This window comes from Modestobacter italicus, assembly GCF_000306785.1.
GTDB lineage: Bacteria > Actinomycetota > Actinomycetes > Mycobacteriales > Geodermatophilaceae > Modestobacter > Modestobacter italicus.
This window is the reverse complement of record NC_017955.1, coordinates 2,788,765-2,806,313: the sequence shown is the minus strand read 5'-3', so window position 1 is coordinate 2,806,313 and position 17,549 is coordinate 2,788,765. Positions and strand designations below refer to the sequence as shown.

The 17,549-nt window shown below is 75.7% G+C and carries 19 protein-coding genes; 12 read left to right on the top strand and 7 right to left on the bottom strand.

From position 1 onward, the window contains the following. Positions 1–70: 70 nt before the first annotated feature. From MODMU_RS13585 to MODMU_RS13575, 3 genes are read left to right on the top strand one after another with little or no spacing between them, the layout of a single operon-like run. Positions 71–1,075, top strand: coding sequence for a VOC family protein (locus tag MODMU_RS13585; RefSeq protein WP_014740848.1), 1,005 nt, complete (start codon positions 71–73; stop codon positions 1,073–1,075). Next, positions 1,072–1,851 (top strand): NAD(P)-dependent oxidoreductase, encoded by a 780-nt coding sequence (locus MODMU_RS13580; RefSeq protein ID WP_014740847.1) that lies wholly within the window; start codon positions 1,072–1,074, stop codon positions 1,849–1,851. The genes MODMU_RS13585 and MODMU_RS13580 overlap by 4 nt, the downstream gene beginning before the upstream one ends. Further along, the gene (locus tag MODMU_RS13575) at positions 1,848–2,867 is read left to right on the top strand and encodes an amidohydrolase family protein (RefSeq protein ID WP_014740846.1); all 1,020 of its coding nucleotides are present in this window, start codon (positions 1,848–1,850) and stop codon (positions 2,865–2,867) included. The genes MODMU_RS13580 and MODMU_RS13575 overlap by 4 nt, the downstream gene beginning before the upstream one ends. Here MODMU_RS13575 and MODMU_RS13570 read toward each other — a convergent pair. Further along, positions 2,825–3,727: an alpha/beta fold hydrolase gene (locus tag MODMU_RS13570; RefSeq protein ID WP_014740845.1), complete on the bottom strand. Its 903-nt coding sequence runs from the start codon at positions 3,725–3,727 to the stop codon at positions 2,825–2,827. The two genes, MODMU_RS13575 and MODMU_RS13570, sit on opposite strands and share 43 nt — an antisense overlap. A 41-nt stretch (positions 3,728–3,768) precedes the next feature. Here MODMU_RS13570 and MODMU_RS13565 point away from each other — a divergent pair, with 41 nt between their 5' ends. The 3 genes from MODMU_RS13565 to MODMU_RS13555 all read left to right on the top strand — a co-directional run bounded on the left by MODMU_RS13565 (position 3,769) and on the right by MODMU_RS13555 (position 6,599). After that, positions 3,769–4,362 (top strand): 5-formyltetrahydrofolate cyclo-ligase, encoded by a 594-nt coding sequence (locus MODMU_RS13565; RefSeq protein ID WP_014740844.1) that lies wholly within the window; start codon positions 3,769–3,771, stop codon positions 4,360–4,362. Positions 4,363–4,516: 154 nt separating this feature from the next. Continuing rightward, positions 4,517–5,983 carry an alkaline phosphatase gene (locus MODMU_RS13560; RefSeq protein ID WP_014740843.1) on the top strand — a complete coding sequence of 489 codons (1,467 nt, stop codon included), beginning with the start codon at positions 4,517–4,519 and terminating at the stop codon, positions 5,981–5,983. A 76-nt stretch (positions 5,984–6,059) separates the two neighbouring features. Next, the gene (locus MODMU_RS13555; protein ID WP_014740842.1) at positions 6,060–6,599 is read left to right on the top strand and encodes a hypothetical protein; all 540 of its coding nucleotides are present in this window, start codon (positions 6,060–6,062) and stop codon (positions 6,597–6,599) included. 37 nt (positions 6,600–6,636) lie between these two features. Here the strand turns inward: MODMU_RS13555 and MODMU_RS13550 are convergent, their stop codons facing one another. Continuing rightward, complete coding sequence (locus MODMU_RS13550; RefSeq protein WP_014740841.1) at positions 6,637–7,257, bottom strand: hypothetical protein; 621 nt, start codon at positions 7,255–7,257, stop codon at positions 6,637–6,639. Positions 7,258–7,419: 162 nt separating this feature from the next. Here MODMU_RS13550 and MODMU_RS13545 point away from each other — a divergent pair, with 162 nt between their 5' ends. Then, the gene (locus tag MODMU_RS13545; protein ID WP_014740840.1) at positions 7,420–7,665 is read left to right on the top strand and encodes a hypothetical protein; all 246 of its coding nucleotides are present in this window, start codon (positions 7,420–7,422) and stop codon (positions 7,663–7,665) included. A 38-nt stretch (positions 7,666–7,703) separates the two neighbouring features. Here MODMU_RS13545 and MODMU_RS13540 read toward each other — a convergent pair whose 3' ends face one another. Continuing rightward, positions 7,704–7,910, bottom strand: a complete 207-nt coding sequence (locus MODMU_RS13540; protein ID WP_014740839.1) for a hypothetical protein — start codon at positions 7,908–7,910, stop codon at positions 7,704–7,706. A 219-nt stretch (positions 7,911–8,129) separates the two neighbouring features. On the opposite strand from MODMU_RS13540, the gene MODMU_RS13535 reads away from it, so the two are divergent. The 4 genes from MODMU_RS13535 (at position 8,130) to MODMU_RS13520 (ending at position 11,797) form a co-directional block, all read left to right on the top strand. Continuing rightward, positions 8,130–9,335 carry an AI-2E family transporter gene (locus MODMU_RS13535; protein ID WP_014740838.1) on the top strand — a complete coding sequence of 402 codons (1,206 nt, stop codon included), beginning with the start codon at positions 8,130–8,132 and terminating at the stop codon, positions 9,333–9,335. Between the two features lie 108 nt (positions 9,336–9,443). Beyond that, positions 9,444–10,025, top strand: a complete 582-nt coding sequence (locus tag MODMU_RS13530; RefSeq protein ID WP_014740837.1) for an HdeD family acid-resistance protein — start codon at positions 9,444–9,446, stop codon at positions 10,023–10,025. A gap of 99 nt (positions 10,026–10,124) precedes the next feature. Further along, on the top strand, positions 10,125–11,456 hold the full coding sequence (locus MODMU_RS13525) for a hypothetical protein (protein WP_014740836.1): 1,332 nt from the start codon (positions 10,125–10,127) through the stop codon (positions 11,454–11,456). A 47-nt stretch (positions 11,457–11,503) separates the two neighbouring features. Next, positions 11,504–11,797: a lipopolysaccharide assembly protein LapA domain-containing protein gene (locus tag MODMU_RS13520; protein WP_051143987.1), complete on the top strand. Its 294-nt coding sequence runs from the start codon at positions 11,504–11,506 to the stop codon at positions 11,795–11,797. Between the two features lie 39 nt (positions 11,798–11,836). Here the strand turns inward: MODMU_RS13520 and MODMU_RS13515 are convergent, their stop codons facing one another. After that, positions 11,837–12,769 (bottom strand): formylglycine-generating enzyme family protein, encoded by a 933-nt coding sequence (locus MODMU_RS13515; protein WP_014740834.1) that lies wholly within the window; start codon positions 12,767–12,769, stop codon positions 11,837–11,839. A 54-nt stretch (positions 12,770–12,823) separates the two neighbouring features. Further along, positions 12,824–13,120, bottom strand: coding sequence for an STAS domain-containing protein (locus MODMU_RS13510; RefSeq protein ID WP_166503490.1), 297 nt, complete (start codon positions 13,118–13,120; stop codon positions 12,824–12,826). A gap of 401 nt (positions 13,121–13,521) precedes the next feature. Between MODMU_RS13510 and MODMU_RS13505 the strand changes: the two genes are divergently transcribed. Further along, positions 13,522–15,348 (top strand): SulP family inorganic anion transporter, encoded by a 1,827-nt coding sequence (locus MODMU_RS13505; protein WP_014740832.1) that lies wholly within the window; start codon positions 13,522–13,524, stop codon positions 15,346–15,348. On the opposite strand, the gene MODMU_RS13500 is transcribed toward MODMU_RS13505, so the two are convergent. Both MODMU_RS13500 and MODMU_RS13495 read right to left on the bottom strand, forming a co-directional pair. Further along, positions 15,275–16,849, bottom strand: coding sequence for a diacylglycerol/lipid kinase family protein (locus MODMU_RS13500; RefSeq protein WP_014740830.1), 1,575 nt, complete (start codon positions 16,847–16,849; stop codon positions 15,275–15,277). The two genes, MODMU_RS13505 and MODMU_RS13500, sit on opposite strands and share 74 nt — an antisense overlap. Positions 16,850–16,963: 114 nt before the next feature. Then, complete coding sequence (locus MODMU_RS13495) at positions 16,964–17,497, bottom strand: hypothetical protein (protein ID WP_014740829.1); 534 nt, start codon at positions 17,495–17,497, stop codon at positions 16,964–16,966. Positions 17,498–17,549: the final 52 nt, after the last annotated feature.

Here is a 17,549-nt window from a genome sequence, read left to right as displayed (position 1 = left end):
GCTCGCGGCGGGCCCCTGCAGGAGGGCCGCACGACCCATCTGAACGACACCCGACTCGAAGGAGAGCCCCGTGCCGCCGCTCCACGACATCGCCCACCTCGCCCACGTCGAGCTGCTCACCGACAAGCCCGAGGAGTGCCTCGACTTCTACGTGCGCTACCTCGGGATGACCGAGAACGGCAGGTCCGGCGACTCGGTCTTCCTGCGCGCCTGGGACGACTACGAGAACACCACGATCAAGCTCACGGCCGCCCCGAGGCCGGGCGTCGGCCGCACCAACTTCCGGGCCGGCAGCCCCGAGGCGCTGCAGCGCCGGGTGGCCGCGATCGAGGCGACCGGCCTGGGCCGGGGCTGGCAGGACGGCGACCCCGGCTACGGCCCGGTCTACGTCTTCACCGACCCCGACGGCCACGAGATGGGCGTCTACTACGAGACCGAGTGGTACCGGCCGACCGGTGACCTCGTGCCGGCGCTGAAGAACCAGGCGCAGGCCTACCCGGGCCGCGGCGTGAGCGTCCGCCGGATCGACCACATCAACTACCTCGGCGTCGACCCGGTCGCCAACCGCGACTTCGCCCGGGACGTCCTCGGCGGGATGATCACCGAGCAGATCGTGCTGGACGACGGGGTCGCCGGCAGCTGGCTCACCTTCACCAACAAGGGCTACGACGCGGTCTGGACCCGGGACAACACCGGCACCTCGGGCCGGCTGCACCACCTGTCGTTCGCCGTCGACAGCCGGGACGACGTCCTCAAGGCCGCCGACCTGGCGCTGGAGCACGGCGTCCACATCGAGACCGGGCCGCACAAGCACACCATCCAGCAGAGCTTCTTCCTCTACGTCTGGGACCCGGCCGGCAACCGGATCGAGCTGGACAACCCCGGTGCGCGGCTGGTCCTGGCGCCGGACTGGCAGCCGGTCGACTGGTCGGCGGCCGAGCGGGCCAAGGGCCAGGCCTGGGGGCTGCAGACCATCTCCACCTTCCACACCCACGGCACGCCGCCGGTCGGGGAGGAGCAGGAGGAGTCGCCGGCGACCGACCCGGAGGGCGACGCCCACGGGGCCGCCCGGTGACCCTCCGGATCGCCCTCCTCGGGCTGGGTGAGGCCGGCTCGGCGATCGGCCGGGACCTGGTGGCCGCCGGCGCCGACGTCCGCGGCTACGACCCGCGGGTGCCGTCGGTCGCGGGGGTGGCCGCCCGCGCCGACGAGGCCGACGCGGTCCGCGACGCCGAGCTGGTGCTCAGCGCGAACAGCTCGCACGACGCGCTGACCGCGCTCACCCGTGCTCTGCCCGGGCTGCGGCCGGGCACGGTCTTCGCCGACCTGAACACCGCCGCACCGGGGGTCAAGGTCGCCCTCGCCGAGGCGGCCGGCCCCGACGTCGAGGTGGTCGACGTGGCGCTGATGTCGCCGGTTCCCGGCAAGGGCCTGCGGACGCCGATGCTGGTCTCCGGGCCGGCCGCGCAGCGGTACGCCGACCTGCTGGGGCCGCTCGGCGCCGAGGTGACCGTGCAGCCGGGTCCGGTGGGGGAGGCGATCTCCCGCAAGCTGCTGCGCAGCGTCTTCTACAAGGGGCTGGCGGCCGCCGTCGTGGAGGCGCTCGCCGCCGGCGACGCCGCCGGCTGCGGCGACTGGCTGCGCGGCAACATCTCCGCGGAGCTGGCCGGCTTCGACGACGCCACCATCGACCGGCTGGTCGACGGCACCCACCGGCACGCCCGCCGGCGGGCCGACGAGATGGCCGCGGCCACCGAGCAGCTCACCGAGCTCGGGGTCCGGCCGCGGGTCGCCGCCGCCGCCCGTGACCTGCTCACCGAGCTGCGCGACGCGCAGGAGGGAACCGCGTGATCATCGACTGCCACGGCCACTACACGACCGCACCGGCGGCGCACACCGCGTGGCGGGAGCAGCAGCTCGCCGCCTGGGAGGCGGGCACCCCGGCACCGGCCTACCCCGCGATCAGCGACGACGAGATCCGCGAGACGATCGAGGGCAGCCAGCTCAAGCTGATGGACGCCCGCGGCATCGACCTCACCGTGTTCTCCCCGCGGGCCTCGGCGATGGGCCCGCACCTGGGCGACGCGGCGGTGAGCCTGGAGTGGACCCGCCGCAGCAACGACCTGGTGCACCGGGTCACCACCCTCTACCCCGACCGCTTCATCGGCGTCTGCCAGCTCCCGCAGTCCCCGGGTGCGCCGATCGAGGGGTCGATCGCCGAGCTGCGGCGCTGCGTGGAGGAGCTCGGGTTCGTCGGGTGCAACCTCAACCCCGACCCCAGCGGCGGGTTCTGGACCTCCCCGGCGCTGACCGACCGGAGCTGGTACCCGTTCTACGAGGCGATGGTCGAGCTCGACGTCCCGGCCATGGTGCACGTCTCTGGCTCGGCGACGCCGGTCTTCCACGCGACCGGCGCCTACTACATCAACGCGGACACGACCGCGTTCATGCAGCTGCTGCAGGGCAGCCTGTTCACCGACCTGCCCGACCTCCGGTTGGTCATCCCGCACGGCGGGGGAGCGGTGCCCTACCACTGGGGGCGCTACCGCGGCCTGGCCGACATGCTGGGGCAGCCGCCGGTGGAGACCAACGTGATGGGCAACGTCTTCTTCGACACCTGCGTCTACCACCAGCCCGGCATCGACCTGCTGCTGGACGTCATCGACACCGGCAACGTCCTGTTCGGGTCGGAGATGGTGGGCGCGGTGCGCGGGATCGACCCGCGGACCGGGCACCACTTCGACGACACCCGCCGCTACGTCGAGGCGGCCGCGCTGGACGCCGACGCCCGCGCCGCGGTGTTCGAGGGCAACGTCCGGCGGGTCTACCCCCGGCTCGACGCGGCGCTGGGCGGCGCGGGGCGCTGACCGCCCAGCGCGCCGCGGACGGCGGCGGCGAAGGCCTCCGGTGCCTCGAGCGGGACGAAGTGCCCGGCGTCGGGGAGCGGGGTGACGGTGACGTCGGCGAAGAACTCCGCCAGCCGGTCGCCCCACTCCGGCGGGAACAGCGGGTCGTAGCTGGGCCAGAGCACGTGCACCGGGACGCGGAGTCGGTCCGCGGGCTCGGGTGCACGTTCGGCGAGGCTGCGCGCCAGGATGCCCGGTCCGGCGCGGTACCAGCCGATCGAGCTGGTGAAGGCACCCGGCCGCGCGTAGCTGGCGGTCAGCCGGTCCAGGTCCTCCTCGGAGGGCGCCCACGACGGCCCGGACCAGGTCGTCCAGAAGTGGCGCAGGTAGCTGCGCACCGCGTCCGGATCGCCGTCCAGCAGCTCGCGGGCGACCGGCAGCCGGTGGAAGTGCTGGTACCAGAACGCGGCCTGGGCGGCCGGCTCGAGCACACGGCGTCCCGCGCCGGGCGCCGGCGGGGCGATCACCAGCGCCCGGACCCGGTCCGGTGACGCCTGCGCCACCGACTGGGCGATCCGGCTGCCGATGTCGTAGCCGGCGAGGACCACGGGGCCGAGGTCCAGCTCGTCGAGCAGCCCGGTGATGCTGCGGGCCTGCGCGGCCCCGGAGTACCCGTCGTCCGGGTCGACGTCGTGCCGGTCGGAGCCGCCGAACCCGCGCAGGTCCGGCACGACGACGTCGGCTCCGCCGGCCAGCAGCGGCGCGACCAGCCGGAAGTCCTCCCGGCCGCCGGGCCAGCCGTGCAGCAGGACCACCGCGGGCCCGGCGCCGGAGCGGTCGTACGCGAGGGAGAACCCGTCGACGGGCTGCGTGCGGGGCACGAGCAGGAACGTAGCGGCCCGGCGGTGCCTAGGCTGCGCGGGTGGCCGCTCCGGGTGCACCCGTCCCCGCCAAGGCCGCCCTCCGCCGGCGGCTGCTGGCCCGCCGGCGCGCGCTGGGGCCCGAGGAGAGCCGCGCGGCCGCGGACGCGGTGGCCGGTGCCCTGGTGCGGGCGCTGGCGGGGGTGCGCACGCTGGCCGCGTTCGTCCCGGACCCCACCGAGCCGGGGCACGGCCGGCTCCCCGGCGCGCTCGCCACGCTCGGCGCCCGGGTGCTGCTGCCGGTCGTCCCGCCGGCGGGCCGTGAGCTGGACTGGGCGGTGGACACCGGCCGGCTGGCGCCCGGCCGCTTCGGGCTGCTCGAGCCGGTCGGCCCGCGTCTGGGCGCCGGGGCGCTGGGCGACGCCGACATCGTGGTGGTCCCCGCGCTCGCGGTGGACCGCGCGGGGATGCGGCTGGGCCGCGGCGGCGGCTACTACGACACCTCGCTGGCGCACGCCCGGCCCGACGCCGTCGTCGTCGCGCTGCTGTTCGACGGCGAGCGCGTCGACGAGCTGCCCGCCGAGCCGCACGACCGGCCGGTGACCGCGGTCGTGACGCCGTCCGGGGGGTGGCAGGACCTGCCGCGCCGGAGCTGACCCGCCCGTTCACCTCACGGGCGCCGGATCGTCATCCCGAGCCTCGCTGCGGTTGGCCGGCCGTCCTTAGCGTCCGCTGTGGGCACCGCACCGGTGCCCGACGACGCTTCGGAGGCACACGGGCATGGGAGCACGCAGGCGCAGGACCACCGCCGTGACGGTGGTGGTCGCGGCAGTGGTCGCCGGGGGGATCACCGGCAGCATGGGCACCGCCGCGGCCGGCAACGGCAACGGTGGCCGGATCACCAACGTCATCTACCTCCTCGGCGACGGCATGGGCCGCACGCACGTCACGGCCGCGGCCGAGCGTTACTACGGCGCCGAGGGCCAGCTGGCGATGGAGCAGCTGCCGGTGGTGGGCCAGGTGGCGACCTACTCCGTGGAGCGGCTGTCGGGGCAGCCGGGCGCGCCGGACTTCGCCCCCAACTACGTGACGGACTCGGCCTCGGCCGCGACCGCGTGGGCGTCCGGGGTCAAGACCTACAACGCGGCACTGGGCGTGGACGCCAAGGGCGTCGTCGTCCCCACGGTCATGGAACTGGCCCACCAGGCCGGCTACCGCACCGGCAACGTCTCCACCGCCGAGATCACCGACGCGACGCCCGCCGGGCAGATGAGCCACGCGCTGGCCCGCGGCTGCCAGGGCCCGACCTACAGCGACGCGGCCTGCCAGGACCTCGCGATCACCGGCGCCGCGCTGCCCCTCGGCGACGTCCGGGTCACGCCGATCGCCGACCAGATCGCCCGCAACGGCACGGCCGACGTGATCCTGGGCGGCGGGCTGTCCCGGTTCGACGCCGCCGACGAGAAGGCGCTGCGCGACCAGGGCTACACCGTGCTGGGCTCGCCGGCCAGCAAGACCGTGGCCACCGAGGCCGACCTGGCCGCGGCCACCGGGCAGAAGGTCTTCGCGCTGTTCAACAACGGCAACCTGACGATCGAGAAGGCCAAGCGGGAGAACCCGGCGTCGGCGCAGGCCAAGGAGCCGTCGCTGGCGGAGATGACCGCGAAGTCCATCGAGCTGCTGAAGTCCGGCGGCTCGCGGGGCAACGGCTTCTACCTGCAGGTGGAGGGCGCGCTCATCGACAAGCGCTCGCACGCGAACGACGCGGCGCAGACGCTGGAGGAGACCAAGGCCTTCGACGACGCGGTCAAGGTGGCGATGGACTTCGCTGAGCAGGACGGGCACACCCTGGTGATCGTCACCGCCGACCACGAGTGCGCCGGCTTCAACATCATCGAGAAGGGCACGTCCACCAACGCCGAGGCGACCGCCCCGCCGGTGAACGTCGACTCGGGCAACACGGCCAACAACTCGGTGCCGACCCGTCCCACCGCCGGGACCAAGGACCCGACGCGGTCCACCGGCCCGGTCAACGGGTCCGGTCAGGGTGACCCGGAGAACTTCGCCCCGGCGACGTTCCGCACCCCCGACGACCCGGCGGGCGTCGTCGACGGCTCGCCGGAGGCCAGCCTGTGGCTGACCTACCTGTCGGGCAACCACACCGGCGCCGACGTCCCGCTCTTCGCCTACGGGGCGGGGTCGGAGCAGCTGGCGGGCAGCATCGACAACACCGACCTGTTCGACGTCGTCAGCGGCGCCCTGCGCGTCGGGCGCTGAGCCACGGCCGGGGGCGGGCCGTCCAGCGCCCGCCCCCGGCCCCCTGCCCTCTCTCCACCCTCATCCAGGAGCTCCCGTGAACCGCACTCGACGCACCCTCGTGGTGGCCGGGCTGGCACTCCTCGCGTTCTGCGGCGCGCTGGTCGCCGTGCGCGTCACCACCCCGGACGCACCGGCGGACCAGCCCTCCCCGGCCGCGGCCGCCCGGACGTCGTTCCCCGGGCTGCCCGTGGCCGCCGCGGAGCCGACGATCGCCGGGCTGGACCAGCTCTCGCCGGCCGCCGGCTCGGTCGTCCATGCACCGGGCCCCTTCGACGACCGGTTCCGGCTCGAGGGCCTGACCCTCGACGCCGAGGGCGTCCACGGCTCGGCGCTGGTGGTCAGCGACGTCAGCGAGATCCTCGAGTTCGAGGCGCTGGCCGGCTTCTACGACGCCGACGGCCGGCTGATCGGCACCGGCCGGTTCGTCCACCACCTCGACGAGGAGCACGTCGACCCGGCGGCGGAGGCCGGACCGCCGAACGAGCTCGAGGAGTTCACCATCGCGCTGGCACCGGAGCTCCGGGGCAGGGCCGTGTCGGCCGCGGTCGGTGTGCCGGTGCTGGTCGACGAGTGACCTCCGCCGGCTCCGACCGGACCGGCCGGAGCCGCCCTCAGATCGTCTCGGGCACGCCCAGGTGGGCCAGCACCAGGTCGAACTCGGCGGTGTCCACGACGTCGATGCCCCGGGCCGGCGCGAACTCCTCCCGGAACTCCCGCGCCCCCTCGCCGGACGCCTCGAGGTTGGCCCAGCTGTCGTAGGAGACCGCCGACACGGCCAGGCCCTCCTCGCGGCGCACCATCACGCTCACGCTGCAGAAGCCGGGCAGGTCGTCCAGCTTGGGCATCAGGGACAACCGCACCGCGTCCACCGCCCGCTGGACGGCGCCGGGGTCGGTCCGCAGCCAGGTGACGCGGGAGCAGGCCCCGGGGCGCGCCTCGGGGACCCGGTGCATGGCGGCGATCTCCCACTCGGCCACCTCCGGCCGCCCGCCGAGCGCCGCGGCGGTCCGCTCCAGGTGCGGCCGGACGTCGTCCCGGCTGGTGCCCAGCGCCTGCTCGTCCCGCCAGGACGTGGTGACGATGGACCGGCCGGAGTCGCGGGAGGCGAGCATCGACAGGCCGACGCAGCCGGGCATCGCCCGCAGGAGCGGCATGGACTCGTCCCGGACGTAGGCGGTGCCCGTGCCCAGCTCGCGGGGGTCGCCGTCGATGGTCGTGGTCCGTGCGTACATGCCGGGCAACTCCTGTTCCGCGGGGTCTCCAGCGGCTGCCGCCGCTGGGCGACAGGGTGCTGGACCGCCGTCCCGGGGGCAACACCGTCGGGCGGGTCACGCCATCCGGGCGATGGCCGGAGCCGCGCAGGGCAGGACAGTCGGTCCCGGGAGGGAGCGGCGATGACGTGCACCACGTACGAGTTCCGGGTGGAGGGCCAGCTGACCGATCAGGCGCGGGAGGCCTTCTGCGACATGGACATCGAGGAGTCCGCCGACGGCGCAGCCCTGGTGGGGGACGTGATCGACGAGGCGCACCTGCTCGGGGTCATGGCCCAGTGCCGGACGCTGGGCCTGACGGTCGTCTCCGCGCACCAGGTCGCGGGGGGCAGCAGGCACGCAGGGCACCCGCGTGCCGGTGCCGGGTGACCGGGGCGGGGCCGCGCGGGGGACGCGGCCGCGCAGGCTCAGGGAGCCACCTGCTCCACCGAGACGACGTGCAGGCCCAGTGACTGGACGACCTCGAGGAGCTCGTGCAGCTCGTCGTCCCGGTGCACCACGCCGGAGATGACGGTCGCCTCGGTGACCTCGGCGATGTCCAGGCTGACGAAGGCGTCCCGCGCCCGGTCGGACAGCCGCCCGGCCACCCGCACCTCGTACCGGCGATCCGGCATCGTGGACCTCCCTCGCCGCAGCCGTCGGGTGTCCACGCCCTCCGCACCACCCCGTCCCCGACGAGGCTGCCCGCTTCTCCCCGTCGGCACCTCACCCCGGTCGGGTGGACCACCGTCGTGCCCTCCTGCCCGGACGGGCGGCCCGCGGCCCTCCCGGCGCGCCCCTCCCATCACCGGAGGGTGAGCCCGACCGGCGGCGGAGCTCCTAGCGTCCGGCCCATGACGACACCCGGGGCCGACGGCCACGGGGCCGCGGACGTGCCGGTGAGCACCGGCGCGGTGGTCCCGCCGGTGCCGGGTCGCCGTCCGGTGCTGCCGAGGGCGCTGGTGATGCTGCTCGGCGCGGCGTCGGCCGTCATCGTGCTGGGCGGGCTCCGGGCGACCGCGTGGCTGATCGGGCCGGCCTTCCTCGCGCTCGTGCTCGTGGTCGCGCTGCACCCCGTGCAGGGCTGGTTGCGCCGGCACGGCTGGCCGGGCTGGCTGACCACCCTCGTGCTCGTCCTGCTGGTGGTCGGGGTCCTGGCGGTCCTCGCCCTGGTGGTCGTGGTCTCGCTGGCGCAGCTCGCGGCGCTGCTGCCGCAGTACGCCGGCCGGGCCGAGGAGCTGCTCCAGGACCTCGCCGGCAGCCTGGAGGGGCTCGGCGTGCCCCCGGCCCAGCTGCAGGACGCCGCGGACGACCTCGACCCCGCGCGCCTGGTCGTCCTGATCGGGTCCCTGCTCGCCGGTCTGTCCAGCGCCGTCTCCTCGGTGGTGTTCCTGGGCTGCCTGCTGCTCTTCCTCAGCCTCGAGGCCGGCGGCATCGACCGGCGGCTGGCCGCGGTCGCCGACGACCGTCCCGGGCTGGTGACGGCGTTGCTGTCCTTCGCCCGGTCGACCCGCAGCTACCTGGTGGTCAGCACGGTCTTCGGGCTGGTCGTCGGGCTGCTGGACGCCGTCGTCCTGGCGGTCGTCGGGGTCCCCCTGCCGCTGCTGTGGGGCGTGCTCGCCTTCCTCACCAACTACGTGCCCAACGTGGGGTTCGTCATCGGGCTCGTGCCCCCGGCCCTGCTGGCCCTGCTCGCGCTGGGCGTGCCGGAGATGCTGGTCGTCATCGCCGCCTACTGCGTGCTCAACTTCGTCATCCAGTCGCTGATCCAGCCGCGCTTCGTCGGCGACTCCGTGGGGCTGGCGATGACGACGACCTTCATCGCGCTGGTCTTCTGGGCGTGGCTGCTGGGCCCGCTGGGCGCCCTGCTCGCGATCCCGTTGACGCTGCTGGCCAAGGCGCTGCTGGTCGACGTCGACCCGACCGCGCACTGGGCGACGGCGCTCGCCGGCAGCCTGGCGCCGGAGCAGCGGGCCCCCCGGCGCGGCCGCCGCGCCCGTGCCGCCCGGGGCGCGGCACCGGCCACCCCGCCCACAACCGTGGTCGTGCCCCGCTCCTGACCCGCGGGCGCCGGGGCGCTCATCCCCGCCGGATGAGGTCGGCGGGGTGGCCCAGCGGCAGGGTCCTGCGCAGAGGTGGGTGGCGCGGAGGGTCGGAGGGGAGCGGTCATGGCTGCTGAGGTGTCCAGCTCGTGGTCCGGTGCGCCGCCCGCGCGGCACTCCGGCGCGGTCCGGGCCGGCGTCGCCGTGCTGGGTGCGGCCGTGCTCGTCATCGGTCTGGTGCTGGTGTTCGACGTGGTCGCGGCCGTCCGGACGCTGGGGTGGCTCGTGGGCCTGGGCCTGGTGCTCAACGGGTGCCTGGAGCTGGCGGTGGGCTGGACCTCGGGGCAGCGGGGGCGGGCTGCGGTGCTGGGCGGCGTGCTGGTGGCCGGGGGTCTGCTGGCGGCGTTCTGGCCCGGGGTGACGGTGTGGGCGCTGGCGGTGCTGACCGGCATCAGCCTGCTGCTGCACGGGATCGGGCGGCTGGCGGTGGCCGTCGCCGACCGCGCGGAGGTCCGCGGCTGGGGGTGGATGGCGCTGGCGGGGGTGTTCGACATCGCGATCGGCCTCCTGGCGCTGGCCTGGCCGGAGGCCACCGTCCGGGTGCTGTGCCTGCTGCTGGGCGTCCAGGTCGTGGTGCTCGGCGTCGTGCTGGTGGTGTGGGCGTTGCTGGCCCCCCGCCGGCGGCCAGCGGAGGCCGGGCAGCTCTGACCGGGCGCCCCGGGGACGGCCGGTCATCTCGGCGGGGTGATGGCCTGGCGTGCGAGGGCGGCCAGGGTCGCGGCAACCGGAGTCGACGGAGGCGGAGCGATGACACAGCTGGGATCCCCCACGGTCCAGCCCGCGCCCGCAGCGGCGCTGACGGCCGACGAACGGAGCGAGCTGCTCCGGCTGCGCCGCGAGATGGCGGAGCTGCAGACCCAGCCCCGACCCCGGACGAAGCGTCGGTGGCGCTCCCTGGTGGCCGTGGTGCTGATCGTCCTGGGCTGCGTGCTGGCCCCGGTGGCCGGCGTGGCGGTCTGGGTCAACAACCAGGTGTCGGACACCGACCGCTTCGTGCGGACGATGAGCCCCCTGGTCGACGACCCGGACGTGCAGGCCGCGCTGACGAACCGGCTGACCACGACCGTGTTCCAGTACGTCGACGTGCAGGGGATCGCCGACGACGCCGTCGACGCGCTCGGCGCCCAGGGCCTGCCGCCGCAGGTGGTGACCCGGCTGGAGACGCTCACCCCCACGCTCGCCTCGGCGGTGACCGGGTTCGTCCGCGACCGGATCGCCCAGCTGGTGGCCAGCGACCGCTTCGAGCGGGTCTGGGACCAGGCGATCACCACGGCGCACCGGCAGCTGGACGCGGTCCTGTCCGGTGACAGCCAGGGCGTCGTGGTCCGCGGGGACGCCGTCTTCCTGGACCTCGCGCCCTTCATCGACCTGGCCAAGGAGCGGCTGAGCCAGGCCGGGCTGACCGCCGTCGACCTGGTGCCCGAGGTGCACCCCAGCGTGGAGATCGCGAAGGCCGACACCCTGGTGCGGGCGCAGTCGGCGTACACCGCGCTGGACAACGTGGCCCGGGTGCTGCCCTGGGTCGTGCTGCTGCTGTTCGCCGTCGGGGTCTACCTGGCCCGCAACCGGTTCCGGGCGCTCGTCGGGACCGGGCTGGGACTCGCGCTGTCCATGGTGGTGCTGGCCGCGGCCATCCTGGTGGCCCGCGGCCTGCTGGTCGGGGAGGTGCCCGCCGCGGCGGCACCGGCCACCGCGTCCGGCTTCGACATCGTGGTGACCTACCTGCGGCTGGGCCTGCGGACCCTGCTCGTCCTGGGGCTCGTGCTGGCGCTGGCCGGGTTCCTCGCCGGCCGCTCGGACACCGCGGTGCACTTCCGCCGGTCGGTCGCGCGCCGGCTGCACGAGACCCGCGGCGGCCCGGCTGCCGACGGACCGGTGGCCACCTGGGTGCGGGCGCACGTCCGGGGGCTGCGCATCGGGGCGGTGGCCGTCGCCGTGCTGGTCTTCGTCTTCCTGACCCAGCCCAGCGGGATCGCCGTCCTCGTCATCGCCACCGGGCTCCTGGTGGTGCTGGCGGTCATCGAGTTCCTGGGGCGCCCGGCGACCGCACCGCCCGTGCCGGCCGACGCCGTGCCGTGACGGGCGGCAGACGCCCACAGGTCCCCGACAGCTACCAGGAGGCGGTCATGTCCCAGCAGAGCTCCACCCCGGCGAGCGCCGGTGTGCCCGGTGCCGCCGCTGACCGAGCGCGGCTCAGCGGCGGGCTGATCGCCACGCTGAGCGGCGCGGGGCTGCTGCTGGTGTTCATGCTGCAGAACACCGAGCCGGTCACCCTCACCCTCTTCTTCTGGGAGTTCAGCTGGCCGCTGTGGCTGTTCACCCTGGTGGTGGCCTCGCTGGGGGCCGTGGTGTGGATCGGGCTCGGCATCCTGCGCCGGCACCGCCGGCGGGTCGCGCGACGCGACGCCCGCTCCGGCTGACCGGCCGGCGGGGCCGCTCCGCCCGGGCGGAGCGACCGCTCAGCGGTCGACGGCGCAGCGGAACCCGAGGTGGCTGGTGCTGCTGCGCACGTCGTGCCCCTGCCGCGCCGGCGGGCGGTACCGGTGGCAGTAGGTGGGCGCGCACAGGTGCGAGCCGCCCTTCATCACCCGCCGGTCGGTCTCGCTGACCGCCGGGGGACCGCCGCCGCAGCAGGCGTGCGCGACCTGGTCGGACTCCGGGTCCGCGCCGTGGTCCTCGGTCCACGGTGAGCTCGTCCACTCCCAGACGTTGCCGATCATGTCGACCAGGCCGTAGCCGTTGGCCGGGTACACCCCGACCGGGGAGGTGCGGGTCCGGCCGGCGGGCGAGGTGTTCTCCCAGGGGAAGCGCCCCTCCCAGGTGTTGGCCATGGCCCGGCCGCGCGGCCGGGCCTCGACCCCCCAGGCGTAGACCGTGGGCGGCGCCCCGCCGCGGGCGGCGCGCTCCCACTCGGCCTCGGTGGGCAGCCGCCGGCCCGCCCAGGCCGCGTAGGCGAGGGCGTCCTCCCACCCGACGTGCACGACGGGGTGCCGCTCCAGACCGTCCAGCGTGCTGCCCGGACCACCCGGGTGCCGCCAGTCCGCGCCGGGCACCCACCGCCACCACCGCTGCCAGTCGTCCAGCGGCACCGGGCCGGGGGGTGGGGTGAAGACGAGGGAGCCCGGCACCAGCTGGTCGGGCTCGAGGTCGGGGAAGTCGGCGGGCGCCAGCGGGGTCTCGGCGACGGTGAGGTGCCCGGTCGCGGTCACGAACCGGCGGAACTCGGCGTTGGTCACCGGGTGGGTCTCCAGCGCGAACGCCGGGACGGCGACGACGTGGGCCGGCCGCTCCTCGGGGTAGTGCTCGTCCGAGCCCATCACGAACTCGCCGCCGGGCACCTCGCGCAGCTCACCGAGCCGCCGGGGGGTCAGCAGGGCAGGGGACGTCGGCATTGCGTTCCTCCTGTGCACGAGAGCTCGCGGTGGGCCGTGGCGCCGGTCCCCGGGTCAGGCCACCACGGTGAGCAGGTGCACGGCCCCGGTCCGGTGCAGCACGGCGACCAGCCGGCGGGGCGGCCCGCTGCAGACCAGGTCGGTGCCCTGCCGGCGCGCCTGGGCCTGCAGCCGCAGCAGCAGGCCCACCCCGGCGGCGTCGAAGAGCTCCACCTCGTGCAGGCGCAGCCGGAGCACGGCGGGGTCCGTCCGCAGCGCCTCGTCCACGACCGAGTGGATCTCCGCGGCGCGCCCGGCCACCAGCTGCCGGCCGACGGTGACCTGCGACGTCCGCGGTCCGGAGGCGTCCACGGGGTCGGTCAGCAGGCGCGGTACCGGCTCCGCACCGGTGGGACGGCCCCCCGGGCCCACGGGGCAGGTGACCGCCACGTCGCGGCAACGGAGCAGCGGCGCTCCGACCCGGGTCCTCGGGCGGTGCCGCCCCGTCGATCGGAGCATCCTGGTCCCTCCGTCGCTGTGCGGACGTGCGCCAGGCTGCCGGAGGGAGCGCCGGCGCACCTCGCCCGCAGCGGGTGAACCGGGGCACCGGTCCGCTGCCGCTCGTCACCGCGGGGTGATGCGCCGACCCGGGGCCGGCGGCACGGTGCCGCAGGAGGACCAGGCACCCCGGTCGCCGGCGCGGCCCGGCCGACCACGGGCCGGCCGGCGCAGCGGACCCGGCGTCTCCTCGCCCGACGCCACGAGGGGGTGTCATGTCGCTCGTCCCGCCCGGACTGCAGTGGGTGCGGGCCTACCGCCGGGCGTGGCTGCCCCGGGACATCGGCGCCGGCGTCGTCCTGACCACCCTGCTGGTGCCGCAGGGGATGGCCTACGCCGAGCTGGCCGGTCTGCCACCGATCACCGGTCTGTACACCTCGATCATGTGCCTGCTCGGCTACGCGCTGTTCGGTCCGTCGCGGATCCTGGTCCTCGGCCCGGACTCCGCGCTCGGGCCGATGATCGCGGCGACGACGCTGCCGCTGCTCGTCGCCGACGGGGACCCGGAGCGGGCGGTCGCGCTGGCGTCGGTGCTGGCGCTGATGGTCGGCGCGATCATGGTGGTGGCGGGCCTCGGGAAGCTGGGCTTCATCGCCGACCTGCTCTCGCAGCCGACGATGACCGGCTACATGAACGGCCTCGCGGTGACCATCCTCGTCGGTCAGCTGCCCAAGCTGCTCGGCTTCTCGGTGGACGCCGACGGCCTGGTCGGTGAGGTCGTCGGTGTGGTCGAGGGGGTGGCCGACGGCGCGGTCGTACCGGCCGCGGCCGCCGTCGGGGTGGGCGGGATCGTGCTCGTGCTCGCCCTCCAGCGGTGGACGCCGAAGCTGCCGGCCGTGCTGGTGATGGTGGTGCTGGCCATCGTCGCGTCGAGCGCCCTGGACCTGGCCGAGCACGGGGTGAGCCTGGTCGGGGTGCTGCCCCAGGGCTTCCCGCCGCTGACCGTGCCGACCGTCGGGTGGTCCGACCTCGCACCGCTGGCCGCCGGGGCCGCGGCGATCGCGCTGGTCTCGCTGGCGGACACCATCTCGACCGCGTCGTCGTTCGCCCAGCGCAGCGGCCAGGACGTGCACGGCAGCCAGGAGATGGTGGGCATCGGCGCCGCGAACCTCGCTGCCGGGTTCTTCCAGGGGTTCCCGGTGAGCACCAGCGCCTCCCGCACCGCGGTCGCCGAGCGCGCGGGCTCGCGGACGCAGCTGACCGGCGTGGTGGGTGCGCTGCTCATCGTGGCGATGATCGTGCTGGTGCCGGGGCTGTTCCGGGACCTGCCGCAGGCGGCGCTGGCGGCGGTGGTCATCACCGCGGCGGTGTCGCTGGCCGACGTCCCGGCCACCGCACGGCTCTGGCGGCAGCGCAGGGTGGACTTCGGCCTGTCGATCGCCGCCTTCGCCGGCGTCGCCCTGCTGGGCGTGCTGCCCGGCATCGGCATCGCGGTCGGGTTGTCCGTCCTGGACGTGTTCCGCCGCACCTGGTGGCCCTACCAGACCTCGCTCGGCCGGGTCGACGGCCTGGCCGGCTACCACGACCTCCGCTCGTACCCCGGCGCGAGCCGGCTCCCGGGCCTGGTGCTGTACCGGTTCGACGCCCCGCTGATCTTCGCCAACGCCAAGACGTTCCGCGACGAGGTCATCCGGCTGGCCCGGTCGGACCCGCCGCCGGAGTGGATCGTGGTCGCCGCCGAGCCGATCACCGACGTGGACACCACGGCCGCCGACGTCCTGCACGCGCTGGACCACCTGCTCGACGAACGGGGGCAGTCGCTGGTGTTCGCCGAGCTCAAGGACCCGGTCCGCGCCAAGCTCGAGCGGTACGGGCTCACCGACGCCATCTCCGCGGACCACTTCTTCCCGACCGTCGGCACCGCCGTCGAGGCGTTCCGGGCGCGCACCGACGCCCGGTGGGTCGTCCCCGACCCGACCGGGGCCCTGCCGCCGCCGCACGACCCGGGCACCCCACCGGTGCCCCGGCTCAGCCCGGAGGACCGGACGGCGGCAGGCCCGGACACCGTCGCACCTCCGGGGACCCGGGAGGACGGCAGCTGACGACCACCGGCAGCTGCGCGGCGCCGGGGGTGGCGGCTCCGCTCAGCGGCGGTGGCCGCGCGGTGTCCGGCCGGCCGGTCCGGCGGGCCGGGGAGCGCCGTCCGCCGCGCCCTGCTCCGGGCTGCGACGCGGACGGGGGTGCACCCCGGCCTCCGGCGGCACCGGCGGGCGGCCGGCGACCTCGCCGCCGTCGCGGTGGGAGGTCAGCGGGCGCCCGAGCGCCAGCGCCCAGAGCGAGGCCCAGTCCAGCCGCGCAGCGGGCGGCCGGACGCCGGGCCGCTCCCGGGGCAGCCGGACCCGCAGGGCGCCGGGGCGGACGGTGCAGCGCACCGGGGCGGACAGGTGCACGGACTCCCCGTCGACGCCGACCGGCACGGTCGGGGTGTCCGCGCGGACGACGACCTCGCGGCCCTGGGCCATCAGCACGCCGCGGCGGTGGGCCCCGCGCAGCACTAAAAGGGGCCTGCCGCACGCTGCCGACCCGGACGGCGACCACCCCGAGCACCCCGCGGTCGAGCCGGGCCCGCCGCCCCATGCCGGCCAGGTCGGTGGCCTCGTAGGGGTTGTTGCTGACCAGCAGCGCCTGCGCCCCGTCGACGACGAGGCCGTCGACGTCCCCGGTCAGGTGGGCGCCGCGCCGGCCGCTGAGCAGGTCGGGCAGCGCGTCCAGCGCGGTGCCGCGCTTCTCCTCGCGGTAGGCGGGGTCGTCGACGATCTCGGCGTAGGCACCGAAGGACGCGTTGTTCACGAAGGGCCGGCCGTTGATCTCTCCGAGGTCGATGCGCGCCTCCACCCCGTCGCGGAGCGCCGCGAGGCACCCCGTCGGGTCCTCCCGGTCCAGCCCGAGGTCCAGGGCGAAGTGGTTGCGGGTGCCCGCGCTGATCACCAGGAAGGGCACGTCGTGCTCGGCGGCCACCTGCGCGACCAGCGCCTGGGTGCCGTCCCCGCCCGCCACGCCGAGCAGGTCCGCGCCGCGGGCGAGGGCGTCGCGGGCGAGCTGCTGCACGTCGGTGCCCGGCCGGTCGATGAGGGCGACCTCCGCGCCGAGGTGCTCGGCCCGTTGCTGCAGGCCGAACCGGGTGACCTTGCCGCCGCCCGAGCGCGGGTTCATCACGACGAAGGGGCGCAGGGCGTCCGGGGCGTCGACGACCGGGAGCGACCAGGCGGCGTGGTCGGGGCGCAGCGCGGCCCGGCCGGCGAGGACCGCCACCGCCCACAGCGCCAGGGCGAGCAGGGCCACCCACAGCAGCCGTTGCGCGACGAAGAGCACGAGCACGGCCAGCGGCACGCCGACGACGACGGCCAGCGCGACCCAGCGGAGCACCCCCCGCTGCTGGAGGAACCAGAAGGCGGCGGCGACCACCACGACCGCCGCCGCGGCGGTCAGCAGCAGCAGCCAGAGGCCGCGCCGCTCGGCGAACACGAGCAGGACGGCGCCGGAGAGCACGACCAGCACGAGTGCTGCCCGGGCCCACCACCGCCGGGCGGGCGAGGACTCCATGGGGCACCTCCGTGGCCGGGTCCGGTCCGGCGAGCCTGCTCCAGCGGCCCGGGCGGGGCCTCACCCCCGCAGGACGGTTCCCGCCGACCGGCCGGCGCCGGCTGCCGCTGCCGGTCAGCTGGCCGGCAGCAGCGCGTCGGACCGCGGCCGGACGAGGTCCCGGCAGAGCTCCTCCTCCAGGTCGCCCCACACCAGGTCCACCGTCGCGGTCATCGCGGCCCGGCCCAGCAGCGCGGTCACCGCCGCGGCCCGCCGGTTCACCGCGACGACCACCAGGCTCGTCGGGCTCGCGGCCAGCAGCGCCGCGGCGTCCGCGAGGGCCGAGGGGCGCGCGTTCCGCTGGACGTGCGCCACGATGGCGCCGGCCCCGGTCAGGCCGGTGCGGGTGAGCAGCTTCGCGCCGGTCGGCGGGTCCAGCACGAAGACCGCCCCACCCATCAGCGCGCCGCCCCACACCAGGTGCTTGGCGGTGCTGTCGGTCTGCGCGACCTGGAGGTCGTCGCCCCGGTCGCGGTCCAGCAGCGCCACCGACGTGTGGTGGAAGTCGCCCTCCTCCCGGGCCGCCCAGACCGCGGCCGAGTCGCGCCCCGCGTCGTCGAGGTCGGGGTAGGCGGCGACGACCAGCGAGATGGGGGCGTTGGCGTCCACGGGTGCCTCCTCGGTGCGCTGCCGGTCGGTCGACCGGGAGCGGGACGCTAGG

Excerpts from the sequence above, each read along its gene's own strand:
- MODMU_RS13550 (WP_014740841.1), bottom strand. The coding sequence starts at position 7,257 with ATGTACGCACGGACCACGACCATCGACGGCGACCCCCGCGAGCTGGGC.
- MODMU_RS13545 (WP_014740840.1), top strand. The coding sequence starts at position 7,420 with ATGACGTGCACCACGTACGAGTTCCGGGTGGAGGGCCAGCTGACCGAT.
- MODMU_RS13540 (WP_014740839.1), bottom strand. The coding sequence starts at position 7,910 with ATGCCGGATCGCCGGTACGAGGTGCGGGTGGCCGGGCGGCTGTCCGAC.
- MODMU_RS13535 (WP_014740838.1), top strand. The coding sequence starts at position 8,130 with ATGACGACACCCGGGGCCGACGGCCACGGGGCCGCGGACGTGCCGGTG.
- MODMU_RS13530 (WP_014740837.1), top strand. The coding sequence starts at position 9,444 with ATGGCTGCTGAGGTGTCCAGCTCGTGGTCCGGTGCGCCGCCCGCGCGG.
- MODMU_RS13525 (WP_014740836.1), top strand. The coding sequence starts at position 10,125 with ATGACACAGCTGGGATCCCCCACGGTCCAGCCCGCGCCCGCAGCGGCG.
- MODMU_RS13520 (WP_051143987.1), top strand. The coding sequence starts at position 11,504 with ATGTCCCAGCAGAGCTCCACCCCGGCGAGCGCCGGTGTGCCCGGTGCC.
- MODMU_RS13515 (WP_014740834.1), bottom strand. The coding sequence starts at position 12,769 with ATGCCGACGTCCCCTGCCCTGCTGACCCCCCGGCGGCTCGGTGAGCTG.
- MODMU_RS13505 (WP_014740832.1), top strand. The coding sequence starts at position 13,522 with ATGTCGCTCGTCCCGCCCGGACTGCAGTGGGTGCGGGCCTACCGCCGG.
- MODMU_RS13500 (WP_014740830.1), bottom strand. The coding sequence starts at position 16,849 with ATGGAGTCCTCGCCCGCCCGGCGGTGGTGGGCCCGGGCAGCACTCGTG.